Raw genomic sequence first — 19669 nt, forward strand, 5'->3', positions numbered from 1 at the left:
TCGGGATACCGCAGCTCAGGGCTGCGACGGGGCTCAGGGCTGCGAGGTGGCGACGCGGCCGGCCTCGGAGCCGGCCGGGCGGCCCGCGTCGGAGGCGGCGCCTGCGATGATCGACGACACGACCTCGCCGGAGCGGACGGCGATGTTGGACAGCAGCGTCGAGGTGATGCCGTGCGTGTGCTCGGTCGGCCCCTGGACGTAGAGCCCGGCGGTCACCGGGGTGCCGTCGGCCATCGCGGTGGTGCCGATCCGGTAGTCGCGGCGGATGTCGAGACGGCCCTCGGAGTCGCGGCCGCACGCCTCGGGCAGCCCGCCGCCGAGCAGCGACAGCGGGTCCTTGGGGTGGTAGCCGGTCGCGTAGACGACGGCGTCGGCGGTGATCACCTCACGGGACCCGTCGATCAGCGACTCCACGGCCAGCTCCACCCGGTCCCCGACGTCGACGACGTCGGCCACCCGGGACACGTTGCGGAACTTCAGCCGCTCGGTCCCGGCGACCCGCTCGTGGTAGTGCTGCCGGTAGAGGCCCTCGATCAGCTCCGGGTCGACCACCGAGTAGTTCGTGTTCGCGTGGTAGCCGAGGATCATCTCCTTGGTCCCGTCCGGGGCGTCGTAGAAGTCGTCGACGGCCGACGGGTCGAAGATCCGGTTCGCGAACGAGCTGTCATCGGCGGGGCTGTAGCCGTAGCGCGCGAACACCGCGTGCACCTCGGCCTCGGGGAACGTGCGGTGCAGGTGCTCGACGGTCTCGGCCGCACTCTGCCCCGCGCCGACCACCGCGAACCGCGCCGGGGACGTCCCGGCCAGCTCGCCGGTGCGGAACAGCAGATCGCGGTTGTGCCAGATCCGCCCGCCCATCGTGATGCCGCGCGGCATCGCCGGGGTCATCCCGCAGGACAGGACGACGTTGCGGGCCCGCAGCCGCTCCGTCTCCTCGCCGCGGCGGACCAGCACGTCGACCGCGCCGACCTCTCCCCCGTCCTCGTCGTACACCGGGACGATGTCGACCACCTCGGTGCCGTAGCCGACACCGATCTGGCCGCCAGCGGCGGCGCCGACCGTCTCGACCTTCTGCGCGGTCCACTCGAGGTAGTCGTGGAACTCGCGCCGGGTCGGGAAGCTGCTGCCGTAGTTGATGAAGTCCGCGAGCCGGTCCCGGTCGTGCAGGTAGGACAGGAACGAGAAGCCGCTACTGGGGTTACGCAGCGTGACGAGGTCCTTGAGGTACGACACCTGCATGGTGGCGTCCTCGAGGAGCATCCCGCGGTGCCAGCCGAACTCCTCCTGGCGCTCGACGAAGCGCGCGGAGAGCCGTCGCGACGCCGGAACCGACGCGTTGTGCTCCAGCAGGGCGATCGCGATGCCCACGTTGGACGGACCGAACCCGACGCCCACGACGTCGAGCACCTCCTGCTCGTGCGGTGGGCCTGCGTTCGCCGGTGTCGCCATCACTGTCCTCTCGTGTACATCGCCATGCCTGAAGTAAGGCCAGGCTAACGACAGCACGAGAGCGGCCCCGCCGCCTAGGGGGTGATCTTCACAGTGGGCCGTAACACGACTGTCATCGCTGCTCAGCGCGATCACGCGAGCCGTCTCTCACCCGTTCGGCGGCGCGCATGCAGGTCGCGCGATACGACGGACGAGCGTGGCGTGAATCGCGTTCGCGGATGACGTCACACCGCGACCGGATCTCGACAGGGAATCGCCTACGGCCCGGGCGCCCGGAAAGGGCATCTCCTACGGGACCGTCGGCACCACGGGGCCGGTGGCCACGAACGGCGGGGGGCCGCCGGCTTCCCTCGGCAATGACCCCGGCCGCGGCCACGTCGACGGGGCGCGCGCCGGGCACTGCCTGGTCACGAGTGGCGGCCGACGCCGGCGCGGTCAGCCGACCGGCCTCGCGCATCAGCGCGATCTCGCGAGAGGTCTTCAGTTCGGTCCTTGCAGCACCACCGACACCGGGATGGCCGTACCGGCATTGCCATCACGGTCATGGCGCGACTGCCGCCGCGTATGCGGCGTCACAGGGATGGTTCACCACTGCCAGTTGCGCACGATGCCCTCCGTTCACCTGCGTCACGTGCACTGTCTGCACTCTTCTGAGCTCCGTCACCACTGCCAGTTGCACATCAGGACACCCCACTCCCTGTCGAGCTCCGCTACACCACGTCCGTGTCGTCACGTCGGCACCGCCACCAGAAGTTACCGACCGTGTGTGATCGGGCACCGCCGGTGATGTCACCCGAGAGAGTAGAAGTCCGATGGTCGGACGTCACCGCCTGTCGGACACGAAGATCGATTGCGGTTCTCACATTGCGTTCGCCCGATCGCTGTGAGTGACCCTCACGCCGACGACAACGTCCTCGTGAGCACCAGGTGCGTCACCCTGTCCTTAAGGTGTAGCTGAGACGTTCGTCCGCACGCAGCGGCCGTTCGGCGCATCTCCGCGGGTGGCAGCGAGATCACATCCCGAGCACCGGACTACCGCCGGTAATCTCCTGGGGCTGTCGCCGACGCCCCCGGGAGACTCGTGACGTCCGATCAGCCCGTCGCGACGACCACCTCGTCATCGCGCACCTGGCCGATCCTGGCGCTCCCGCGACCCGCGCTGACTCTGTTGACAGTAGTGGAGCTGCTCGCCGGCACCCTGCTCGTCGGTGGCGTGCTCGGCCTGGTGCGGACCCCGCCGCCCCAGGGCGTACTGCTGCTGACGGTGCTGCTGACCTCCGTGGCCGTCGCGCACATCGAGCTCTCGGTCCGTGCCGAACGCATGCGCAGGCGGATCGCCGAGACCCGCTACGTCGACATGACCTCGGTCTGGACCCTGACCGGCGCGGTGCTGCTCCCTGCCACGCTCGCCTGCGCCGTGGTCGTCACCAGCTTCGGCTACTCGTGGTGGCGGGTGTCGCGGCCCGCGGGGACACCGGCGCACCGTCAGCTCTACAGCGTCACCACGGTGGTGCTGGCGATCCACGCCGTGGCCGCCCTGCATGCGCTCACCGGCACCGGGACGCAGTGGACGTTCCGCGAGCCGGTCGACGTCGCCATGCTGGTGGCGGCGATCCTGGTCTACGCGGCGACGAACATCCTGCTGGTCGCGGGCATCGTCCGCCTCGCCCGTCCGGGGACGCGCTTCCTCGCCGTCCTGCTGGGCGGCGACATCTGGCTGGAGCTCTCGACGCTGTCCCTCGGCGCCCTGGTGTCGGTCGTGCTCGACATGACGACGCCCTGGATGCTGCTGCTCGCGATGGCTCCGCTGCTGGCGCTCGAACAGACCACACTGGTCCGCCAGCTGGAGGAGCGCGCCGACACCGACGCCAAGACCGGGCTGCTCAACCCGGCCGCCTGGCGGCTGCGCGCCGAGCAGCTGCTCGAGCGGAGCCGGGCGACCGGGCGGGCCGCGGCGGTGCTCATCCTCGACCTCGACCACTTCAAGGCGCTCAACGACCGGTACGGCCACCTCGCCGGGGACGACGCCCTGGCCGCCGTCGCCGAGGTCGTCCGGCGGGAGGTCCGCGAGCAGGACCACGCGGGCCGGTTCGGCGGGGAGGAGTTCGTCGTCGCCCTCGGCGGGCTGCGCCACGGCGCCGACGACGCCCGCGACGTCGCGGAACGGATCCGCGCCGGCGTCGCCGCGCTGGCCGTGGACTCCGGGCACACGGCGACCCCGCTGACCGGGCTGTCGGTGTCGGCGGGAATCGCGTCCGCGCACCGCGGTTCGACGCTGGACACGCTGCTGGGCGCCGCCGACGCCGCGCTCTACGTGGCCAAGGGCGCCGGCCGCAACCAGGTGCGGGCCAGCGGTGAGTTCGTCGCGCCGCCGTGCCGGTTCAGGACGCCGGCGAATCCTCGGCCAGTAGTACGCGGGTGAGGTCCTTCCACTGCGCGACCATCGCGTCCTCGGCCGGGTCCCGCGGGTCGAACGTGTAGGTCAGCGCCGTACCGCGCATCGAGGTGAGCAGCAGGTCACGCAGCTGCTTGAACCGCGGCCGCGACGCCAGCTCGTCGCCGAACATCCGGGCCATCGACGCCCGGATCGCGGCGCCGAGCCGCTTCTCCTCCGGGCGCAACGCGTCGGCGATCTCGGCGTTGGCCCGGGCCGCGGTCCACAGCTCGATCGAGGCCCAGAAGTGCGGCTCGGAGAAGCTCTCCCACAGCAGCTCGATCACCAGGTCCGCGCGGCCGAACGTACCGACCGGCCGGGCCTCGAGGACCAGGTTGATCCGGGCCTCGGTGTCGGCGACCCGCTTGACGGCCAGGTGCTGCGCGGCCGCGACGAGCAGCCGGTCCCGGGACGGGAAGTGGTGCAGCAGCCGGCCGCGCGACACCCCGGCCTCGGACTGGATGGTCAGGGTGGTCGCGCCGGAGTAGCCACCGTCGATCAGGCTCACGACGGCGGCGTCGAGGATCCGGGCACGGCTGTCCTCGGACCGCTGTGCCCGGGTCCTCGACTCGGGAGTGCGTTCGGTGGTCATGCGCCGACGACCGCGGGTCCCCTGGCTCGTCCTAGAGCCCGAGTCCGCGGCCGATGACCTCCTTCATGATCTCGGTGGTCCCACCGTAGATCCTGGTGATCCGGGCGTCGGCGTACGCCTTCGCGATCGGGTACTCGTTCATGTACCCGTAGCCGCCGTGCAGCTGCAGGCACTTGTCGACGACCCGGCCCTGCAGCTCGGTGCACCAGTACTTCGCCTTCGACGCGTCGACCGCGGTCAGCTCGCCCGCGTTGAGCGCGCGGACGCAGTCGTCGACGTAGTGCTCGGCGAAGTCGATCTCGGTGTCGAGCTCGGCGAGCACGAACTTCGAATTCTGGAACGAGCCGATCGGCGAGCCGAACGCCTTGCGCTCCTTGACGTACTCCAGGGTCTGGGTCAGCGCGGTGCGCGCGGCGGCGACCGCGGCGACCGCGATCGACAGCCGCTCCTGGGGCAGGTTCGCGACCAGCTGCAGGAAGCCCTGGCCCTCGTCGTCGCCGAGCAGGTTCTCCACCGGCACGCGCACGTCGGTGAACGACAGCTCCGCGGTGTCCTGGGCGTGCTGGCCCAGCTTGTCCAGGTTGCGGCCGCGCTCGAAGCCCTCCATCCCGCGCTCGAGCACGAGCAGGCTCATGCCCTTGTGCTTCTGCGACGGGTCGGTCTTCACCGCGACGACGACGAGGTCGGCGTTGATCCCGTTGGTGATGAAGGTCTTGGCGCCGTTGACGACGTAGTGCTCGCCCTGCTCGTCGGTGCCCCGGATCGCGGTGGTCGACATCGACGCGAGGTCCGAGCCGATGCCCGGCTCGGTCATGGCGATCGCGAGGATCTTCTCCCCGCTGACCACGCCGGGCAGCCACCGCTGCTTCTGCTCCTCGGTGCAGTACGCGAGCAGGTAGGGCAGCACGATGTCGTTGTGCAGGGTCAGGCCGAGCCCGGCCGCCGCCGCCCCGGAGCGCATGAGCTCCTCGGAGATCACCGCGTTGAACCGGAAGTCCGGCACCCCGCCGCCGCCGTACTGCTCGGGCACGTCGATGCCGAGGAACCCGTTCGCGCCCGCGGTGGTGAACAGGTCGCGGGCGACGACGCCGTCGTGCTCCCAGCCGGTCTCGTTCGGGACGATTTCCTTCTCGACGAACGACCGGAACGCCTGGCGGAAGTCCTCGTGGTCGGACTCGTAGAGCGTGCGCTTCACTGCGCCCACCCTCCTTCGCTGCTGTCTCGTGTGGTGGGGCCCGCGACTAGCGGGGCTGCATCCGGATGGCGCCGTCGAGCCGGATGGTCTCGCCGTTGAGCATCGGGTTCTCGACGATGTGGGCGACCAGGCGGCCGTACTCCGACGGCTGCCCCAGGCGCGCGGGGTGCGGTGCCTGCTTGCCGAGGGAGTCCTTGACGTCCTCGGGCAGCCCGGCGAGCAGCGGGGTCTCGAACAGGCCGGGCGCGATCGTGTTGACCCGGATGTTCAGCGTGGACAGGTCCCGGGCGATCGGCAGCGTCATGCCGACGATGCCGCCCTTGGACGCGGAGTACGCGGCCTGGCCGACCTGACCCTCGAACGCCGCCACCGAGGCGGTGTTGACGATGACGCCGCGGTCACCGTCGAGCGGCTCGGCCTTCGCGATGCGCTCCGCGGCGAGCCGGATCACGTTGAACGTGCCGACCAGGTTCACGTTGATGATCTTCGTGAAGTCGGCCAGCGGGAACGGGCCGGACTTGCCGTAGGTCTTGATGCCGTTGCCGATGCCGGCGCAGTTCACCGCGACGCGGACGGTGCCGAGCTCCTCGGCGACGTCGAGGGCGGCGGAGACCTCGGACTCGCTGGTGACGTCGGCGGCGGCGAAGCGCACGTTCTCGCCGAGCTTGTCCGCCACCGCCTCACCCTGCGACGACGGCAGGTCGATGATCACGACCTTCGCGCCCGCCTCGACGAGGCGCTCGGTCGTGGCGAGGCCGAGGCCCGAGGCGCCACCGGTGACGACGGCGACGGAGCCGTTGATGTCCATGTCCGGGTCAGTCCTTTCACACGCGGAACGAGGAGAGCCGGCGCGCTCGGGACGGCGCCGGTCGACGTCGGCGACGGTATCAGGGAAACAGTCAGAACTGACTGCCTACGGTCGTCGGACATCCGAGTGATTCACCGCACGCCGTCGAGCCCGGCTCGACGGCGGACCCGGCCGCCGAAGGCTGGAACACTCGGCCACGGCTCTGCTCACCACACCGGAGGCACAGTGTGACAACGGATCCGGCGCAGGAACTCGGAACGGGACCGGCTATCGACGGCGGTGCCACGGCCAGCGGTGACACGGCCGGGGAATGGGGCGTCACGGCGAGCGTCGGACTCACCGCCCTCCTCGTCGCGGCGGCCCGGGCGGTCGAGGCCGACCGGCCCGACGCGCTCGTCCGCGACGAGTTCGCCGCGGGCTTCGTGGCCCGGGCAGACGCCCCCGTCCCGATGCCGACGACCGTGCGCGAGCTCGGCACGTTCACCGCGGGCCAGGGCTGGCAGACGATGACGGCGATGATGGCGGTCCGCACCCGGGTCTTCGACGACCTGCTGCGCGACGCCGACGCGGCCGGGCTGCGGCAGGTGGTCGTCCTCGCGTCCGGGCTCGACACCCGCACCCACCGGCTCGACTGGGCGCCGGGGACGACCGTCTTCGAGATCGACCAGCCGGGCGTGCTGCGGTTCAAGCAGGAGGCCCTGGACGCGACGGGCGCGCCGGCACGCGCCGCGCTGCGCCTCGTGCCGGCCGACCTGCGCCAGGACTGGCCCGCAGCGCTGCAGGAGGCGAGTCTCGACACCGCGGCGCCGACGTCGTGGCTGGTCGAGGGCCTGCTCCCGTACCTGCCGCCGGACGCCGAGGCCGACCTGTTCGACCGGATCACCGCCCTGTCCGCGCCGGGCAGCCGGATCGCGGTCGAGGCGATCGACCACTCGGACGCCGACGCCCTCGCGACCCGGCCCGAGATCGAGGACCTGGGCCGGTCGGTCGGGTTCGACTGGGCCACCCTGTTCGACGCCCGGTCCCGCCCGCCGGTGACCGAGACCCTGCAGCGCCTCGGCTGGACGACGCGGGCGCGCCGGCTGGGCGAGCTGGCCGCCGGGTACGGGCGCCCGTTCGCCGGGCCCGCGACGGCGATGCCTGCCGCGAACCTGATCGTCGACGCCCACCTCTGACGCCCGCGGTCTCTGACGCCCGCGGTCGCCGTGGCCCGCGGGCTCTGTCGCCCGCGATCCCGCCGGGTGCTCAGGCCGGGACGGCGCCCGACCCGGCGGCGGCGTGCGGGCGCTCGGGACCGGAGCGGTCCAGCAGCCCCTCCTGGGCGGCGACGACGGTGGGCACGGTGATCTGGCCTGCGACGTTGGTCGCGGTCCGCATCATGTCCATGACCGGGTCGATGCCGTAGACCACGGCGATGCCCAGCGCGATCACCTCCGGCGGCATGCCGATCGCGCCCAGGGTCAGCGTCAGCATGGTGAACCAGCCGGTCGTCCCGGCGGTGGCCAGCGCGCCGAACACCGCGACGGCGACGATCACGACGTACTGCCAGACCGCGAGCTGGATCCCGGAGACGTTCGCGATGAAGATCGTCGCGAGGGCCGGGTAGACCGCGGCACAGCCGTCCATCTTCGTCGTCGAGGCCAGCGGGACGGCGAACCCCGCGTAGCCCTTGTCCACGCCGAGGTCGATCGCGGCCTGGCGGGACTGCGGCAGCGACGCCCCGGACGAGCGGGAGACGAACGCGAACTGCAGCACCGGCCAGGTGGTGCCGAAGAACCGGCGCGGGCTCACCCCCGCGACGAAGCGCAGCAGCAGCGGGTAGACGCCGAACAGCACGAGCAGACAGCCACCGTAGACCGCGGCGACCAGCCCGAACAGCGACCCGACGACACCGCTGCCGTAGGTGGCGAACGCGTGGCCGATCAGGCCGAAGACGCCGATCGGGGCGAGCGCCACGATCCAGCCGATGATCTTCAGGATGATCTCGAAGACCGAGTTGACCAGCCCGACGACGGGCTGGGCCTTCTCCCCCAGCGCGTAGGCGGCCGCACCGACGAGCAGCGCCAGCAGCACCACCTGCAGGATCTCGCCCTCGGCGAAGGCGGCGAAGAAGTTCTCGGGCACGAGCCCGGTGAGCAACGCCTGCCAGGAGCCGGGGCTCTTCTTCTGCACGGCGGCCAGCGACGCCGGGTCCGCGGCGAGCTGCGCGCCCGCCCCGGGCCGGAAGACCAGCCCGATCACGATGCCGATCAGCACCGCGACCAACGACGTGCCTGCGAACCACGCCACCGTGCGGCCACCGAGGCGGGCAGCGGTCCGGCCGCCGCCGAGGTGCCGCAGGCTCGTGATGCCGACGACGATCGCACTGAACACGAGCGGTACGACCGTCAGCTCCAGCAATCGGGTGAACAGCGACCCGATCGTGTCGAGCAGATCTGTCAACCAGTCCGTCCCGGTGACTCTCGCCACCAGACCCGTTGCAATTCCGACCGCAAGACCAACTATCGTCAGCAATGCGAAGGTACGGGGACGACGCCAGGAGCGCGCAACGCGAACGAGAAGTGACACCTAGGGTTCAACCCGCCACACGGCGGATCTGTTCCCGACCGTCACATGGCTTTTCTTCCCAGATGTCCAGTTTGTCCGAGAGCTTCGGTCACGCTCAGCACCCCGTCCGTTTACCTGCGCGCCACATCGCCGTGGCTCCACCGACCTACTGTTTTCGGCCGTCGGCCCCACCACCGGCATCTGCCCTCATGCCGCTCTCGGGAGAGACATGGACCTGTCCGTCATCGTCGTAGTGGTCATCGTGACCGCTCTGTTGTTCGACTTCACCAACGGTTTCCACGACACCGCGAATGCGATGGCCACCTCCATCGCGACCGGTGCGTTGCCGCCCAAGGTCGCCGTCGCCATTGCCGGTGCGCTCAATCTCGTGGGCGCCTTCCTGTCGGTGGAGGTCGCCAAGACGATTTCCAGCGGGCTGGTCGACGAAACCCGCATCGGCCCGACCGTGATCTTCGCCGGGCTGATCGGCGCGATCATGTGGAACCTGCTCACCTGGCTGATCGGCCTGCCGTCGAGCTCCTCGCACGCCCTGTTCGGTGGCCTGATCGGCGCCTCGATCGTCGCCGCGGGCACCGACGCCGTCCAGTTCGGCGCCCTGCTCACCAAGGTCGTGCTCCCCGCGGTGATCTCGCCGATCCTGGCGGGCATCATCACGATGATCTGCACGATCATCGCCTACCGCAGCACCGCCCGTGCCGACGACGGCACCATCAAGAAGGGGTTCAAGGCCGGGCAGATCGTGTCCGCCTCGATGGTCGCCCTGGCCCACGGCACGAGCGACGCGCAGAAGACCATGGGTGTCATCACCCTGACCCTGATCACCGCCGGTGCGCTGCCCGCCAACGCCTCCCCGCCGTTCTGGGTCATCCTGTCGGCCGGTCTGGCCATCGCGCTGGGCACCTACACCGGCGGCTGGCGCATCATCCGGACCCTCGGCAAGCGGGTCAGCGAGATCGAGACCCCGCAGGGCTTCGCCGCCGAGACCAGCACCGCCGCGGTCATCCTGGCCTCCTCGCACCTGGGCTTCGCGCTGTCGACCACCCAGGTCGCCACCGGCGCGATCTTCGGTGCCGGCGCGGGCCGCAAGGCCGCGAACGTGCAGTGGAGCGTCGCAGGCCAGATGGTCGTCGCCTGGGTGCTGACCCTGCCGGCCGCAGGCGCGGTCGGTGCGGTCGCCGCGTACGTCGCGGGCACCGGCACGCTGGGCACCGTGATCGTCGCCCTGGTCGGGGTCGCGATCGGTGGCGGTATCTACGCCGCCTCGCGCCGTCGCCCGGTCGACGCCAAGAACGTCAACGACGTCCCGAGCGCCAGCGACACGCCCGTCGCCGCCGCGGTCTGAGCCGGAGGTTCCGCACATGGGTATCAAGTGGGAGTCCCTGGGCCTGGTCAGCGTCGTGTCGCTGGGCGTGTCCGTCGCCGTCGTCGCGCTGGTGTCCTTCGCGCTGGTCGGGCTGAGCGCCCGGGCGTCCGCGAAGGCCGCCGCCGCGAACCCGGGCGGCCCGCACGACGGCGCCGCTCCGCCGCTCAACGCCAACGTGGGCACCGCCATCGCGGGTGTCTGCCTCCTCGCCGTGCTCGCGATCGTCGGGTACGGGCTGTACACGATCGTCGCCTGAGCCTGCACCGAGCAGCTCCACGACACGAGGCCCCCGTCGCGCTCCTTGCGCGGCGGGGGCCTCGTGCTGTCGCTGTCCTGTCGCGGTCCTTACTTACTTACTTACTTACTTACGCCCGGGTGACCGGCGTCATCGTGGTGCTCACCGTGTTCCGGCAGTGGCCAGGTCGGCGCCCCGGGTCTCCGGCAGCAGCAGCACCGTGACCCCGGAGACCAGAAGCAGCACCGTGGTGTACCCGAGGAACCAGCCCGGGTGCCCGAGGCCGGCGAACAGCTCCTGCAGGTAGGGCGCCGTCCCGCCGAACAGCGCCACCGACAGCGAGTAGGGCACGCCGAGCCCGGCGGCGCGGATGCCGGTCGGGAACAGCTCGGCGTAGAGCGCGGGCCCGACGGCCGACCCGGCCGAGATCAGCGCCAGCGCGATCGCCATCGCGGCGAACTGGGACCAGCCGTCGTGGATCATCGCGTCGAGCGGGTAGACCAGCACGACCAGGATCGCGCCGGGGATCAGCAGGGTGCGGCGCCGCCCGATCCGGTCCGACAGCGCCCCCCACAGCGGCAGCATCACCATGAACACGACCAGCGCCGCGGCCCCGGCCCACAGCGACGCGCTCGGGTCGACGCCGCGGGTGTTGATCGCGTAAGCGGGTGCGGCGACCGACCAGACGTAGTAGACGACGGTCATGCCGCTGGTCAGGAACACCACCCTGGCCAGTGCCTTCGGGTGGGCGAGGATCTGGCGGACCAGGTGCGGCTGCGGGTCCGCGGAGCTGCGCGGCTCGGCCGCCGACGCGGTGTAGGTCTCGGTCTCGCGCATCCGCAGCCGCATGACCAGCGCGTACAGCCCGAACAGGCCACCGACCACGAACGGGATCCGCCAGCCGTAGGCGGCCATGTCGGCCGTGCTGAGCAGCCCGGTGAGCACGGCGCCGAGTACCGTCCCGGCCAGGACGCCCGCGGTGCCGGAGAAGTAGATCAGGCTCGACCACAGGCCGCGGCGCTCGCGGGGTGCCATCTCGGCGAGGTAGGTCTGTGCGGCCGGCAGCTCCCCGCCGTGCGCGAGGCCCTGGGCGAGGCGGGCGAGCACCAGGACCACCGGGGCGCCGACCCCGATCGTGGCCTGGGTCGGGGTGAGTCCGATGACCAGGCTGCCGACCGCCGCCGTTGCGACGCAGACCGCCATCGACACCTTGCGGCCGCGGCGGTCGGCGAGCGCGCCGAACAGGAACCCGCCGAACGGGCGGGCGACGAACCCGACCGCGAAGACCGCCAGGGTCTTGAGCAGCGAGGTCGCCTGGTCACCGCCGGTGAAGAACTGGACGGCGAAGAACGTGGAGAACGTCGCGTAGACGTTCCAGTCGAACCACTCCATCGCGTTGCCCGCGCCGATCCCGACGATCGTGCGGCGCTTCTCCGCGCGCGCCTGCGGCGCGGGCGCGACCTGCTGTGCGGTCCCGGTCATGTCAGACCACCTCCGGGGCGAGACGGGTGCCGGCCAGTGCGGCGTAGAGGGCTGCGGCGTCGGGCAGGACGGCGTCGTCGAACCGGGCCAGGGGTGAGTGGTTCATCGGGGCGCCGTCGGGATCGGTGCCCGGCGGGCAGGCGCCGACGCCGAGGAACGCGCCCGGCACCGCGGCGAGCACCCGGGAGAAGTCCTCGGACCCGCTCGACGGGTGCGGGGCCGGCACGAACCGCTCCTCCCCCAGCAGCTCGCGGGTGACGCCGGCGGCGAAGGCGGCCTCGTCATCGTCGTTGACGGTGCAGGGGTACTGGTCGGCCCAGGTGACCTCGGCGCGGACGCCGTGCGCTGCGGCGACGCCGTCGCAGACCTCCCGGATCAGCTGCGGGAGCAGGGCCGCGTGCCCGGCCGAGTAGCTGCGCACGGTGGCCTCGAAGCGGGCGGTGTCCGGGATGACGTTGCGGGCGCTGCCGGCCGCCACCACGCCGACGGTGAGCACGACCGGGTCGAACGCGTCGAACCGGCGGGTGACCATCGTCTGCAGCGCGGTGATCATCTCCGCGGCGGCGGCGATCGGGTCCCGCGCGGTGTGCGGGTTGGAGCCGTGCCCACCGGCGCCGCGCACGACGACGTCGAGGCTGTGCGACGCCGAGAGCATCACCCCGGGGCGGGTGGTGACGATCCCGCCGGGCAGCTTGTTGGCGAACACGTGCAGGGCGTAGGCGTGGTCGGCACGGTGACCGGCCGCGGTGAGCACGCCCTCGTCGATCATGTGGGCGGCGCCGTCGTAGCCCTCCTCGCCGGGCTGGAACATGAACACGACGTCGCCGGCGAGCCGGTCGCGGTGCGCGCAGAGCAGCTGCGCGGCCCCGGCGAGGGCGGTGGTGTGCAGGTCGTGGCCGCAGGCGTGCATCGTGCCGGTCTCGGCGGCGAAGCTCTCCCCGCTGGCCTCGCCGACCGGGAGGCCGTCCATGTCGCCGCGCAGCAGCACCGTGGGCGCGGTGTCCCCGCGCGGTGCGGTGCCGCGCAGGACCGCGGTGACCGATGTCGTCGACGTCCCCTCGGTGATCTCCAGCGGCAGGCCCTGCAGCGCGGCCAGCACGCGGTCGCGGGTGCGGGGCAGGGTGAGACCGACCTCCGGCATGCGGTGCAGCTCGCGGCGCAGTGCCACCAGATCCGGCCCGAGGCCGCGGGCGTCGTCCCGTAGGTCCATGCGATCTCCTCACTCGATGCCGGTGGGCGACGCTGCCCGCCGGAGTTCCGAGCAGTGTCCGAGCGCGTTCGTTACGGCACGTAAAGTCGACGGATCCGATCCGGAAACAGGTGCGCATGGACGAAAACGACCGGAAACCGCTGTCCGAGGAGGACCTCGCGCTCGTCCACGCCCTCCAGCTGCATCCGCGGGCGAGCTGGACCGGGCTCGCCCCGGTGCTGGGTGCGGCCCCGGTGACGCTGGCCCGGCGCTGGGAGCGGCTGCGCGCCGCCGGGTACGCGTGGGTGACGAGCTACCCGGTGGTGCGCGACGGGCGGATGCAGGTGGCGCTGGTCGAGGTCGACTGCGCACCGGGCCGGCTCGACGCGGTGTCCCGGGCGCTGGACCGCGAGCCGTCGGCGATGACGATCGAGCACGTCGCACGGGGCCGGGACCTGCTGCTGACGGTGAACGCGCGGTCGTTCCAGGAGCTGTCGGCGCTGGTCCTGGACCGGCTCGGCCGGGTCCCGGGGGTCGCCTCGACCCGGACGCACCTGGCCGCCGGGGTCCACGTGGAGGGCAGCCGCTGGGAGCTCGACGCGCTCGAGCCGGCCCAGGCCGAGGCCGTACGGGCGCTGCGCCGCACCGACGAGCAGACCGGCGACACCGCGCGGACGGTGGACCTGCACGGACCGGTGTACGGGCCGATCGTGCGGCTGCTCGGTGCCGACGGGCGTGCCGGGGCGGCAGCCATCGCGGCGGCGCTGGACCGGCCGGCGTCGACGGTGCGCCGCCGGCTCGCGGACCTGCTGCGGTCCGGGCAGCTGGTGTTCCGCTGCGAGGTCGCACAGCTGCTCACCCGCTGGCCGGTGTGCGTGACGTGGTGGATCCGGATGCCGACGGCGGCGGTGCCGGGCGCGGTGCGGCGGATCCGCCGGGACCCGCGGGTGCGGCTGTGCCTGTCGCTGACCGGGCCGGCGAACGTGCTGGTGACGGCGTGGACGCAGTCGTTGCCCGAGCTCGTCGCGATGCAGGCGGTGCTGGAGCGGGAGCTGCCCGAGGCCGAGATCGTCGACACCTCGGTGGTGCTGCGGACCCGCAAGCGCATGGGGTGGCTGCTGCACCCCGACGGCCGGTGCACCGGGACGTCGGTGCCGCTCGCCCCGGCGGCGTACCCGATTTCGATGACCGGCGACGACCTGGGATAACAGGTCCGTCCGGGGCGTCGACAGGCCGGGTGCCCGACCGGACAGCGGCGGGCCGAGCCGCCCGTCCCTCCCCCGGAGCCCGTGATGACCCGACCGATGCCGCCGCAACCGCGGTACGCCGCCGCCCCACCCTCCCCGCCTGCCCGTCGCCGGATCCCGGCGTGGGCGTTCCTGCTCGTCGCCGCGGCGGTGGGGCTGACCGTGGCGGGCACGCTGCTGCTGGCGTTCGCGTCCCCGGCGCGCGCCGAGGTCGTCCGGGAGCCGGTGAACACCGCGGGCGCGAACCCGTTCATGCCGGCCGTCGGCGCCGACGCGACCGGGATCGTCGCCCCCGCCGGTGCGGCCGGGACGTTCGCCGGGGACACCGCCGGGCTCTACGGCGGCACCCGCAGCAACGCCACCTGCGACGCCGCCAAACTCACCGGCTACCTCGGGCAGCACCCGGACAAGGCCGCGGCCTGGGCGGGTGCGCTCGGGATCGGCACCGGCGACATCACCGGCTACGTCCGCGGGCTCACCCCGGTCGTGCTGCGCGCGGACACCGTGGTCACCAACCACGGCTGGGCGGACGGCCGGGCGACAGCGTTCACCTCGGTGCTGCAGGCCGGGTCGGCGGTGTTCGTGGACCGCTGGGGCGCACCGGTCGTGCGCTGCTCGTGCGGCAACCCGCTGGCCGCGGCGCCGGCGCTGGTGTGGAACAGCGTGTACTGGAGCGGCCCGACCTGGGTGTCGTTCTCCGAGACGAACGTGTCGGTCGTGGTGAACAGCTCGGTGGAGGTCCACGACTACACGCTGGTCGACACCACCCGCAGCGAGACCTTCGCCCGGCCGGTGGCCTCCAGCGGGGCGCAGGACGGGGCGGCGCGGCCGGTCGTGCCGGGTGCGGGTTCCGCGGCGCCGGGTTCGTCGGTGCCGGGCTCGTCGGTGCCGGGTTCCGCTGTGCCGGGCTCGTCGGTGCCGGGCTCGTCGGTGCCGGGCTCGTCGGTGCCCGGGTCCGCTGCGCCGGGCTCCTCCGGGACGGATGGCTCCGTGCCCGGTGACGCCGTGCCGGGGGCGTCCGGGTCGGGTGGCTCGGTTCCGGGTGAGCCGGGGACGGGTTCCGGTGGGACGGACCCGTCCGGCGGTGACGCCGGCGCGCCCTTCGACGCCGCCACGGGCACCTACTCGCTGCCCTGCGGCCAGGTGACGCTGAACGGCGGCAGCGGCAGCGCGGGCGGCACGCCGGTCCAGCTGCTCGACCAGGCCTCCGGGACGCTCGGCGGCGCGCCGGTCACCGTCGTCCTGCTGCAGTGCGGCGACGACGCCCCCACCGCCGCGGTGGTCGACGGGTCCGGGAGGACGATCGACACGCTCAGCCCGCAGACGCCGCCCGGCAGCACGAAGCCCGCCCGGTTCGGCTCCGGGATGACGCTGTCCGGCTCGACGCTAACCACCCCGATGGAGGTCTTCGAGGCCGGCGACACCACGACGCCGACCGGGACGCAGACCTGGACCTGGCGGTACTCCGGTGGCGGGTTCACCGTCGACGAGTCCTCGGTTCAGCCGGTCGCCGAGCCGTCGGAGACGACCGAGATGCCCGAGGCGCCCGGCGCGACCGAGCCGACCGAGTCGCCGGAGGCCCCGTCGTCCCAGCCGGCCGAGCCGGAGTCCGCGGTCCCGGCGGAGACCGGGACCGGGGCCGGGACATCGCCGCAGGTGAGCGAGCCGACGACCACCACCACGGAGAGCGCCACACCGTCGTCGGAGAGCACGTCCGCGGGCTCGGGCGGCTGACACACCGGACACGGGGCGGCCCGGCCGGCGGGCGGCGGAGATACTGGGGCGGATGGCCGCTCCCCTCCCCGACCTGCCGGTCCGGGCCGTTCTCGACGATCTGCGCCGTGCCCTCGACGACCGCGGCGCCGCCGTGCTCGTCGCCCCGCCCGGCACCGGCAAGACCACCCTGGTCCCGCTCGCGCTCGCCGAGCTGGGTGGCCTCGGCGATGGTGCCGCGGCGTCCCCGGCGGGGAAGGTGCTGGTCGCCGAGCCGCGGCGGGTCGCGGCGCGGGCGGCGGCGTCGCGGATGTCGTCGCTGCTCGGGACGCCGGTGGGCGGCCCGGTCGGCTACCGGGTGCGCGGCGAGGCGAAGACGGGGCCGGACACCCGCGTCGAGGTGGTCACGTCCGGGCTGCTGCTGCGCAGGCTGTCCTCCGACCCGGAGCTGGCCGGGGTGTCGACGGTCGTCCTCGACGAGGTGCACGAACGTCACCTCGACGCCGACCTGCTGCTCACCCTCCTGCTCGACGCCCGCGACGGCCTGCGCCCGGACCTGCGGCTGCTCGCCACCTCCGCGACCCTCGACGCCGCCCGCCCGGCCGCACTGCTCGGCGACGACGCCGGCCCCGCGCCGGTCCTGGAGGTGGCGGCCCGCACCTACGACGTCGCCGTCGACCACGTGGCGCCGGCCCGCGGCGAGCGCGTCGAGGCGACCGTGGCCCGCGCCGTGCGCCGCGGGCTGGAGCACGGCTCGGTGCTCGCGTTCCTGCCCGGCGTCGCCGAGATCAACCGGGCCGCGGCCGCGCTCGGCGGGATCGACGCCGACGTCCTGCCCCTGCACGGCAGGCTCTCCGCCGCCGAGCAGGACGCGGCGCTGCGCGACACCGGACGGCCCCGCGTCGTGCTGGCCACCGCCGTCGCCGAGTCGAGCCTGACCGTGCCCGGGGTGCGCGCGGTCGTCGACTCCGGGCTGGTGCGGGTGCCGCACACCGACCACCGGCGCGGCCTGTCCGGGCTGGTCACCCGCCGGGTGTCCCGGGCGACGGCCACCCAGCGCGCCGGCCGCGCGGGCCGTGAGGCACCGGGGTCCGCCTACCGCTGCTGGCCCGAGGGCGAGGGCCTCGCCGACGCGCCGGATCCGGAGATCCGCACCGCCGACCTCACCGGGCTCGCCCTCGACCTGGCCGTCTGGGGCACCCCGGACGGGGCCGGTCTGCGCTGGTGGGACACCCCGCCGCCGGGTCCGCTGGCCGCAGGCCGCGACGTGCTCCGCGCCCTCGGTGCGCTCGACTCCGGCGGTGCGGTCACCGACCGGGGCCGACGCATCTCCGCGCTCGGCCTGCATCCGCGGCTGGCCCGCGCACTGCTCGACGGCGTCGCCGCCGGGGTCGACCCGGCCGAGGCCGCCGGGATCGTCGCGGTGCTCGACGACGACACCCTCGCCGGCTCCGGCACCGATCTCGCCGCCGCCCTGTCCCGGCTGCGCGACGGGTCCGCCCCCGGGGCGCGGCGCTGGCGCGGGGAACGCGACCGGCTGGCGCGCCGGCTGCGGGGTACCGGCTCGTCGCGGCGCGGTGGCCCCACCGGCGCCGACGCCGTCGCGCTGGTCACCGGGCTCGCCCACCCCGAACGCCTCGCGCGGCGCCGGGACTCCGCGTCCGGGGTGTACCTGCTGGCGGGCGGCACCGGGGTCGAGGTGCCGCCCGGCCCGCTGCGCGACGCCGAGTGGCTGGCCGTCGCCGTCGCCGACCGGCGTCCCGGCGAGGTGCACGGCCGGGTGCGCCTCGGCGTGGCCACCGACCTGGCGACGGCGGAGACCGCGGCCGCGGCTCTGCTCACCACCGGTTCCGAGGTCGTCTGGGACGGCGGCGACGTCCGCGCCCGCACCGTGCGGCGGCTCGGCGCGATCGTGCTGTCCGAGCGTCCGGACCGGAACCCCGATCCGGCCGCGGTGCGCGACGCGCTGCTGACCGGGCTGCGCACCGAGGGCACCGCGGTACTGCGCTGGTCGGCGTCCGCCCGGTCGCTGCGCGAGCGCCTCGGGTTCCTGCACCGGGTGCTCGGCGACCCGTGGCCGGACGTGTCCGAGGCGGCGCTGCTCGCCGGCGCCGGTGACGACGCCGGCTGGCTCGCCGTGCCACTGGCTACCGCCCGCACCCGCGCCGACCTGGCGCGGATCGACGCAGGTCAGGCGCTGCGCGCGCTGCTCGGGCACCTCGCCGGCCGGGTCGACGAGCTCGCCCCGGAACGGCTGACGGTGCCGTCCGGGTCACGGATCGCGCTCGACTACTCCGGGGACGCGCCCGCGCTGCCGGTGAAGGTGCAGGAGGTGTTCGGCTGGACGGGCTCACCGGCCGTCGCCGGCGGGCGGGTACCGGTGGTGCTGCAGCTGCTCTCCCCCGCCGGGCGCCCGGCCGCGGTCACCGCGGACCTCACCTCGTTCTGGGCGAACGCGTACCCGCAGGTCCGCGCGGAGCTGCGCGGCCGCTACCCCAAGCACGCCTGGCCGGAGGACCCGCTGACCGCGACGCCGGGGCGCGGCACCGGCCGCCGCCGCAGCTGAGTTGTCCGGAGCTGAGTTGTCCGGAGCCGGGCAGTCCGGAACCGGCCCGCCGCAGCCGGGGCGTCGCCACCAGACCGCGTGGCGACGCCTCACTCGGCACGTCATGCGACGAGGTCCGCGAACACCACCACGTTGTCGACGTAGCTGTCCGCCGCCCGGTCGAACGCGCCACCGCAGGTGATCAGCCGCAGGCCCGCGTGGTCGAGGTCGCCGTAGACCTCTGCGGTCGGGAACGCGTCCTTCGGGTACTGCCCGACCCGCCGCACCGCGAACGTGACGGTGCTGCCGTCGGCGCGGTCGACGCGGATCCGGTCGCCGGGCGCCATCGTGCGCAGGTCGGCGAACGCTCCGGCACGGCCCTTCCAGTCGACGTGCGCGGCGAGGACCGCCGGTCCCCGTTCACCCGGGGTCGGGGCACCGGCGTACCAGCCGACGGTGCCTGCGTCCGCGGGGACCTGAAGTGACCCGTCGCCGAGCAGGCCGAGCGGCGCCGGTGCGGTGTCCAGGCCGAGCCGGGCGACGCGGACCCGGACCGGCTCCGAGCGGGCGCGCACCAGCGGACCCGCAGGGAGCAACCCCGGCTCGGGGGACGGCGCACCGGTGAACGCGGCGACGGCCGGGGCCGCCGGCTCGGTACGACGGGGTTCCGGTGCCCCGGCCGGTGCTGTGGCCAGCACCGATCCGGCCAGGACGACCCCGAGCGGCAGCACCCAGCGCAGCCGCCTGCGCCCGCGGTCCCGGCGGAGTTCCTGCCGGGGCACCGGCTCCGGAGCCCCGTCGCGGCCCACGGGGCGCGACCGGCGCTCCCCGGGGGTCGCGACGGGCACG

At 73.5% G+C, this 19669-nt stretch carries 15 protein-coding genes; 7 read left to right on the forward strand and 8 right to left on the reverse strand.

From position 1 onward, the window contains the following. Window positions 1-33: 33 nt before the first annotated feature. On the reverse strand, window positions 34-1449 hold the full coding sequence (locus ACLE50_RS05520; protein ID WP_410942301.1) for a lysine N(6)-hydroxylase/L-ornithine N(5)-oxygenase family protein: 1416 nt from the start codon (window positions 1447-1449) through the stop codon (window positions 34-36). A 1081-nt stretch (window positions 1450-2530) separates the two neighbouring features. Between ACLE50_RS05520 and ACLE50_RS05525 the strand changes: the two genes are divergently transcribed. Continuing rightward, window positions 2531-3871 carry a GGDEF domain-containing protein gene (locus ACLE50_RS05525; RefSeq protein ID WP_410942302.1) on the forward strand — a complete coding sequence of 447 codons (1341 nt, stop codon included), beginning with the start codon at window positions 2531-2533 and terminating at the stop codon, window positions 3869-3871. Here ACLE50_RS05525 and ACLE50_RS05530 read toward each other — a convergent pair. From ACLE50_RS05530 to ACLE50_RS05540, 3 genes are read right to left on the reverse strand one after another with little or no spacing between them, the layout of a single operon-like run. Then, window positions 3831-4475 (reverse strand): TetR/AcrR family transcriptional regulator, encoded by a 645-nt coding sequence (locus ACLE50_RS05530; RefSeq protein ID WP_410942303.1) that lies wholly within the window; start codon window positions 4473-4475, stop codon window positions 3831-3833. The genes ACLE50_RS05525 and ACLE50_RS05530 overlap by 41 nt on opposite strands. Before the next feature lie 31 nt (window positions 4476-4506). Further along, window positions 4507-5670 (reverse strand): acyl-CoA dehydrogenase family protein, encoded by a 1164-nt coding sequence (locus tag ACLE50_RS05535; RefSeq protein ID WP_410942304.1) that lies wholly within the window; start codon window positions 5668-5670, stop codon window positions 4507-4509. A gap of 46 nt (window positions 5671-5716) precedes the next feature. Then, window positions 5717-6478, reverse strand: a complete 762-nt coding sequence (locus ACLE50_RS05540; protein ID WP_410942305.1) for a 3-hydroxyacyl-CoA dehydrogenase — start codon at window positions 6476-6478, stop codon at window positions 5717-5719. 227 nt (window positions 6479-6705) lie between these two features. Between ACLE50_RS05540 and ACLE50_RS05545 the strand changes: the two genes are divergently transcribed. Beyond that, on the forward strand, window positions 6706-7653 hold the full coding sequence (locus ACLE50_RS05545; RefSeq protein ID WP_410942306.1) for an SAM-dependent methyltransferase: 948 nt from the start codon (window positions 6706-6708) through the stop codon (window positions 7651-7653). Between the two features lie 70 nt (window positions 7654-7723). Here the strand turns inward: ACLE50_RS05545 and ACLE50_RS05550 are convergent, their stop codons facing one another. Next, on the reverse strand, window positions 7724-9046 hold the full coding sequence (locus tag ACLE50_RS05550) for a dicarboxylate/amino acid:cation symporter (RefSeq protein ID WP_410942307.1): 1323 nt from the start codon (window positions 9044-9046) through the stop codon (window positions 7724-7726). Window positions 9047-9254: 208 nt separating this feature from the next. On the opposite strand from ACLE50_RS05550, the gene ACLE50_RS05555 reads away from it, so the two are divergent. Next, complete coding sequence (locus ACLE50_RS05555; protein WP_410942308.1) at window positions 9255-10388, forward strand: inorganic phosphate transporter; 1134 nt, start codon at window positions 9255-9257, stop codon at window positions 10386-10388. Window positions 10389-10404: 16 nt separating this feature from the next. Further along, on the forward strand, window positions 10405-10665 hold the full coding sequence (locus tag ACLE50_RS05560) for a hypothetical protein (RefSeq protein ID WP_410942309.1): 261 nt from the start codon (window positions 10405-10407) through the stop codon (window positions 10663-10665). A 141-nt stretch (window positions 10666-10806) separates the two neighbouring features. Here the strand turns inward: ACLE50_RS05560 and ACLE50_RS05565 are convergent, their stop codons facing one another. Then, a complete protein-coding gene (locus ACLE50_RS05565) occupies window positions 10807-12126 on the reverse strand; it encodes an MFS transporter (protein WP_410942310.1) in 1320 nt (439 codons plus the stop codon). A 1-nt stretch (window position 12127) separates the two neighbouring features. Then, a complete protein-coding gene (locus ACLE50_RS05570; protein ID WP_410942311.1) occupies window positions 12128-13336 on the reverse strand; it encodes a M20 metallopeptidase family protein in 1209 nt (402 codons plus the stop codon). 116 nt (window positions 13337-13452) lie between these two features. Between ACLE50_RS05570 and ACLE50_RS05575 the strand changes: the two genes are divergently transcribed. The 3 genes from ACLE50_RS05575 to hrpB all read left to right on the forward strand — a co-directional run bounded on the left by ACLE50_RS05575 (window position 13453) and on the right by hrpB (window position 18841). Then, entirely contained in the window at window positions 13453-14523 is a 1071-nt protein-coding gene (locus tag ACLE50_RS05575) for an Lrp/AsnC family transcriptional regulator (RefSeq protein ID WP_410942312.1), read from the forward strand. 84 nt (window positions 14524-14607) lie between these two features. Next, window positions 14608-16296, forward strand: coding sequence for a DUF6777 domain-containing protein (locus tag ACLE50_RS05580; RefSeq protein ID WP_410942313.1), 1689 nt, complete (start codon window positions 14608-14610; stop codon window positions 16294-16296). Window positions 16297-16348: 52 nt separating this feature from the next. Next, window positions 16349-18841 (forward strand): ATP-dependent helicase HrpB, encoded by a 2493-nt coding sequence (gene hrpB / locus ACLE50_RS05585; protein ID WP_410942314.1) that lies wholly within the window; start codon window positions 16349-16351, stop codon window positions 18839-18841. 101 nt (window positions 18842-18942) lie between these two features. Here hrpB and ACLE50_RS05590 read toward each other — a convergent pair whose 3' ends face one another. After that, window positions 18943-19668, reverse strand: coding sequence for a class F sortase (locus ACLE50_RS05590; protein ID WP_410942315.1), 726 nt, complete (start codon window positions 19666-19668; stop codon window positions 18943-18945). Window position 19669 lies beyond the last annotated feature (1 nt).

Origin of the sequence: Pseudonocardia phyllosphaerae, assembly GCF_046546475.1 — a bacterium.
Classification (GTDB): domain Bacteria; phylum Actinomycetota; class Actinomycetes; order Mycobacteriales; family Pseudonocardiaceae; genus Pseudonocardia; species Pseudonocardia phyllosphaerae.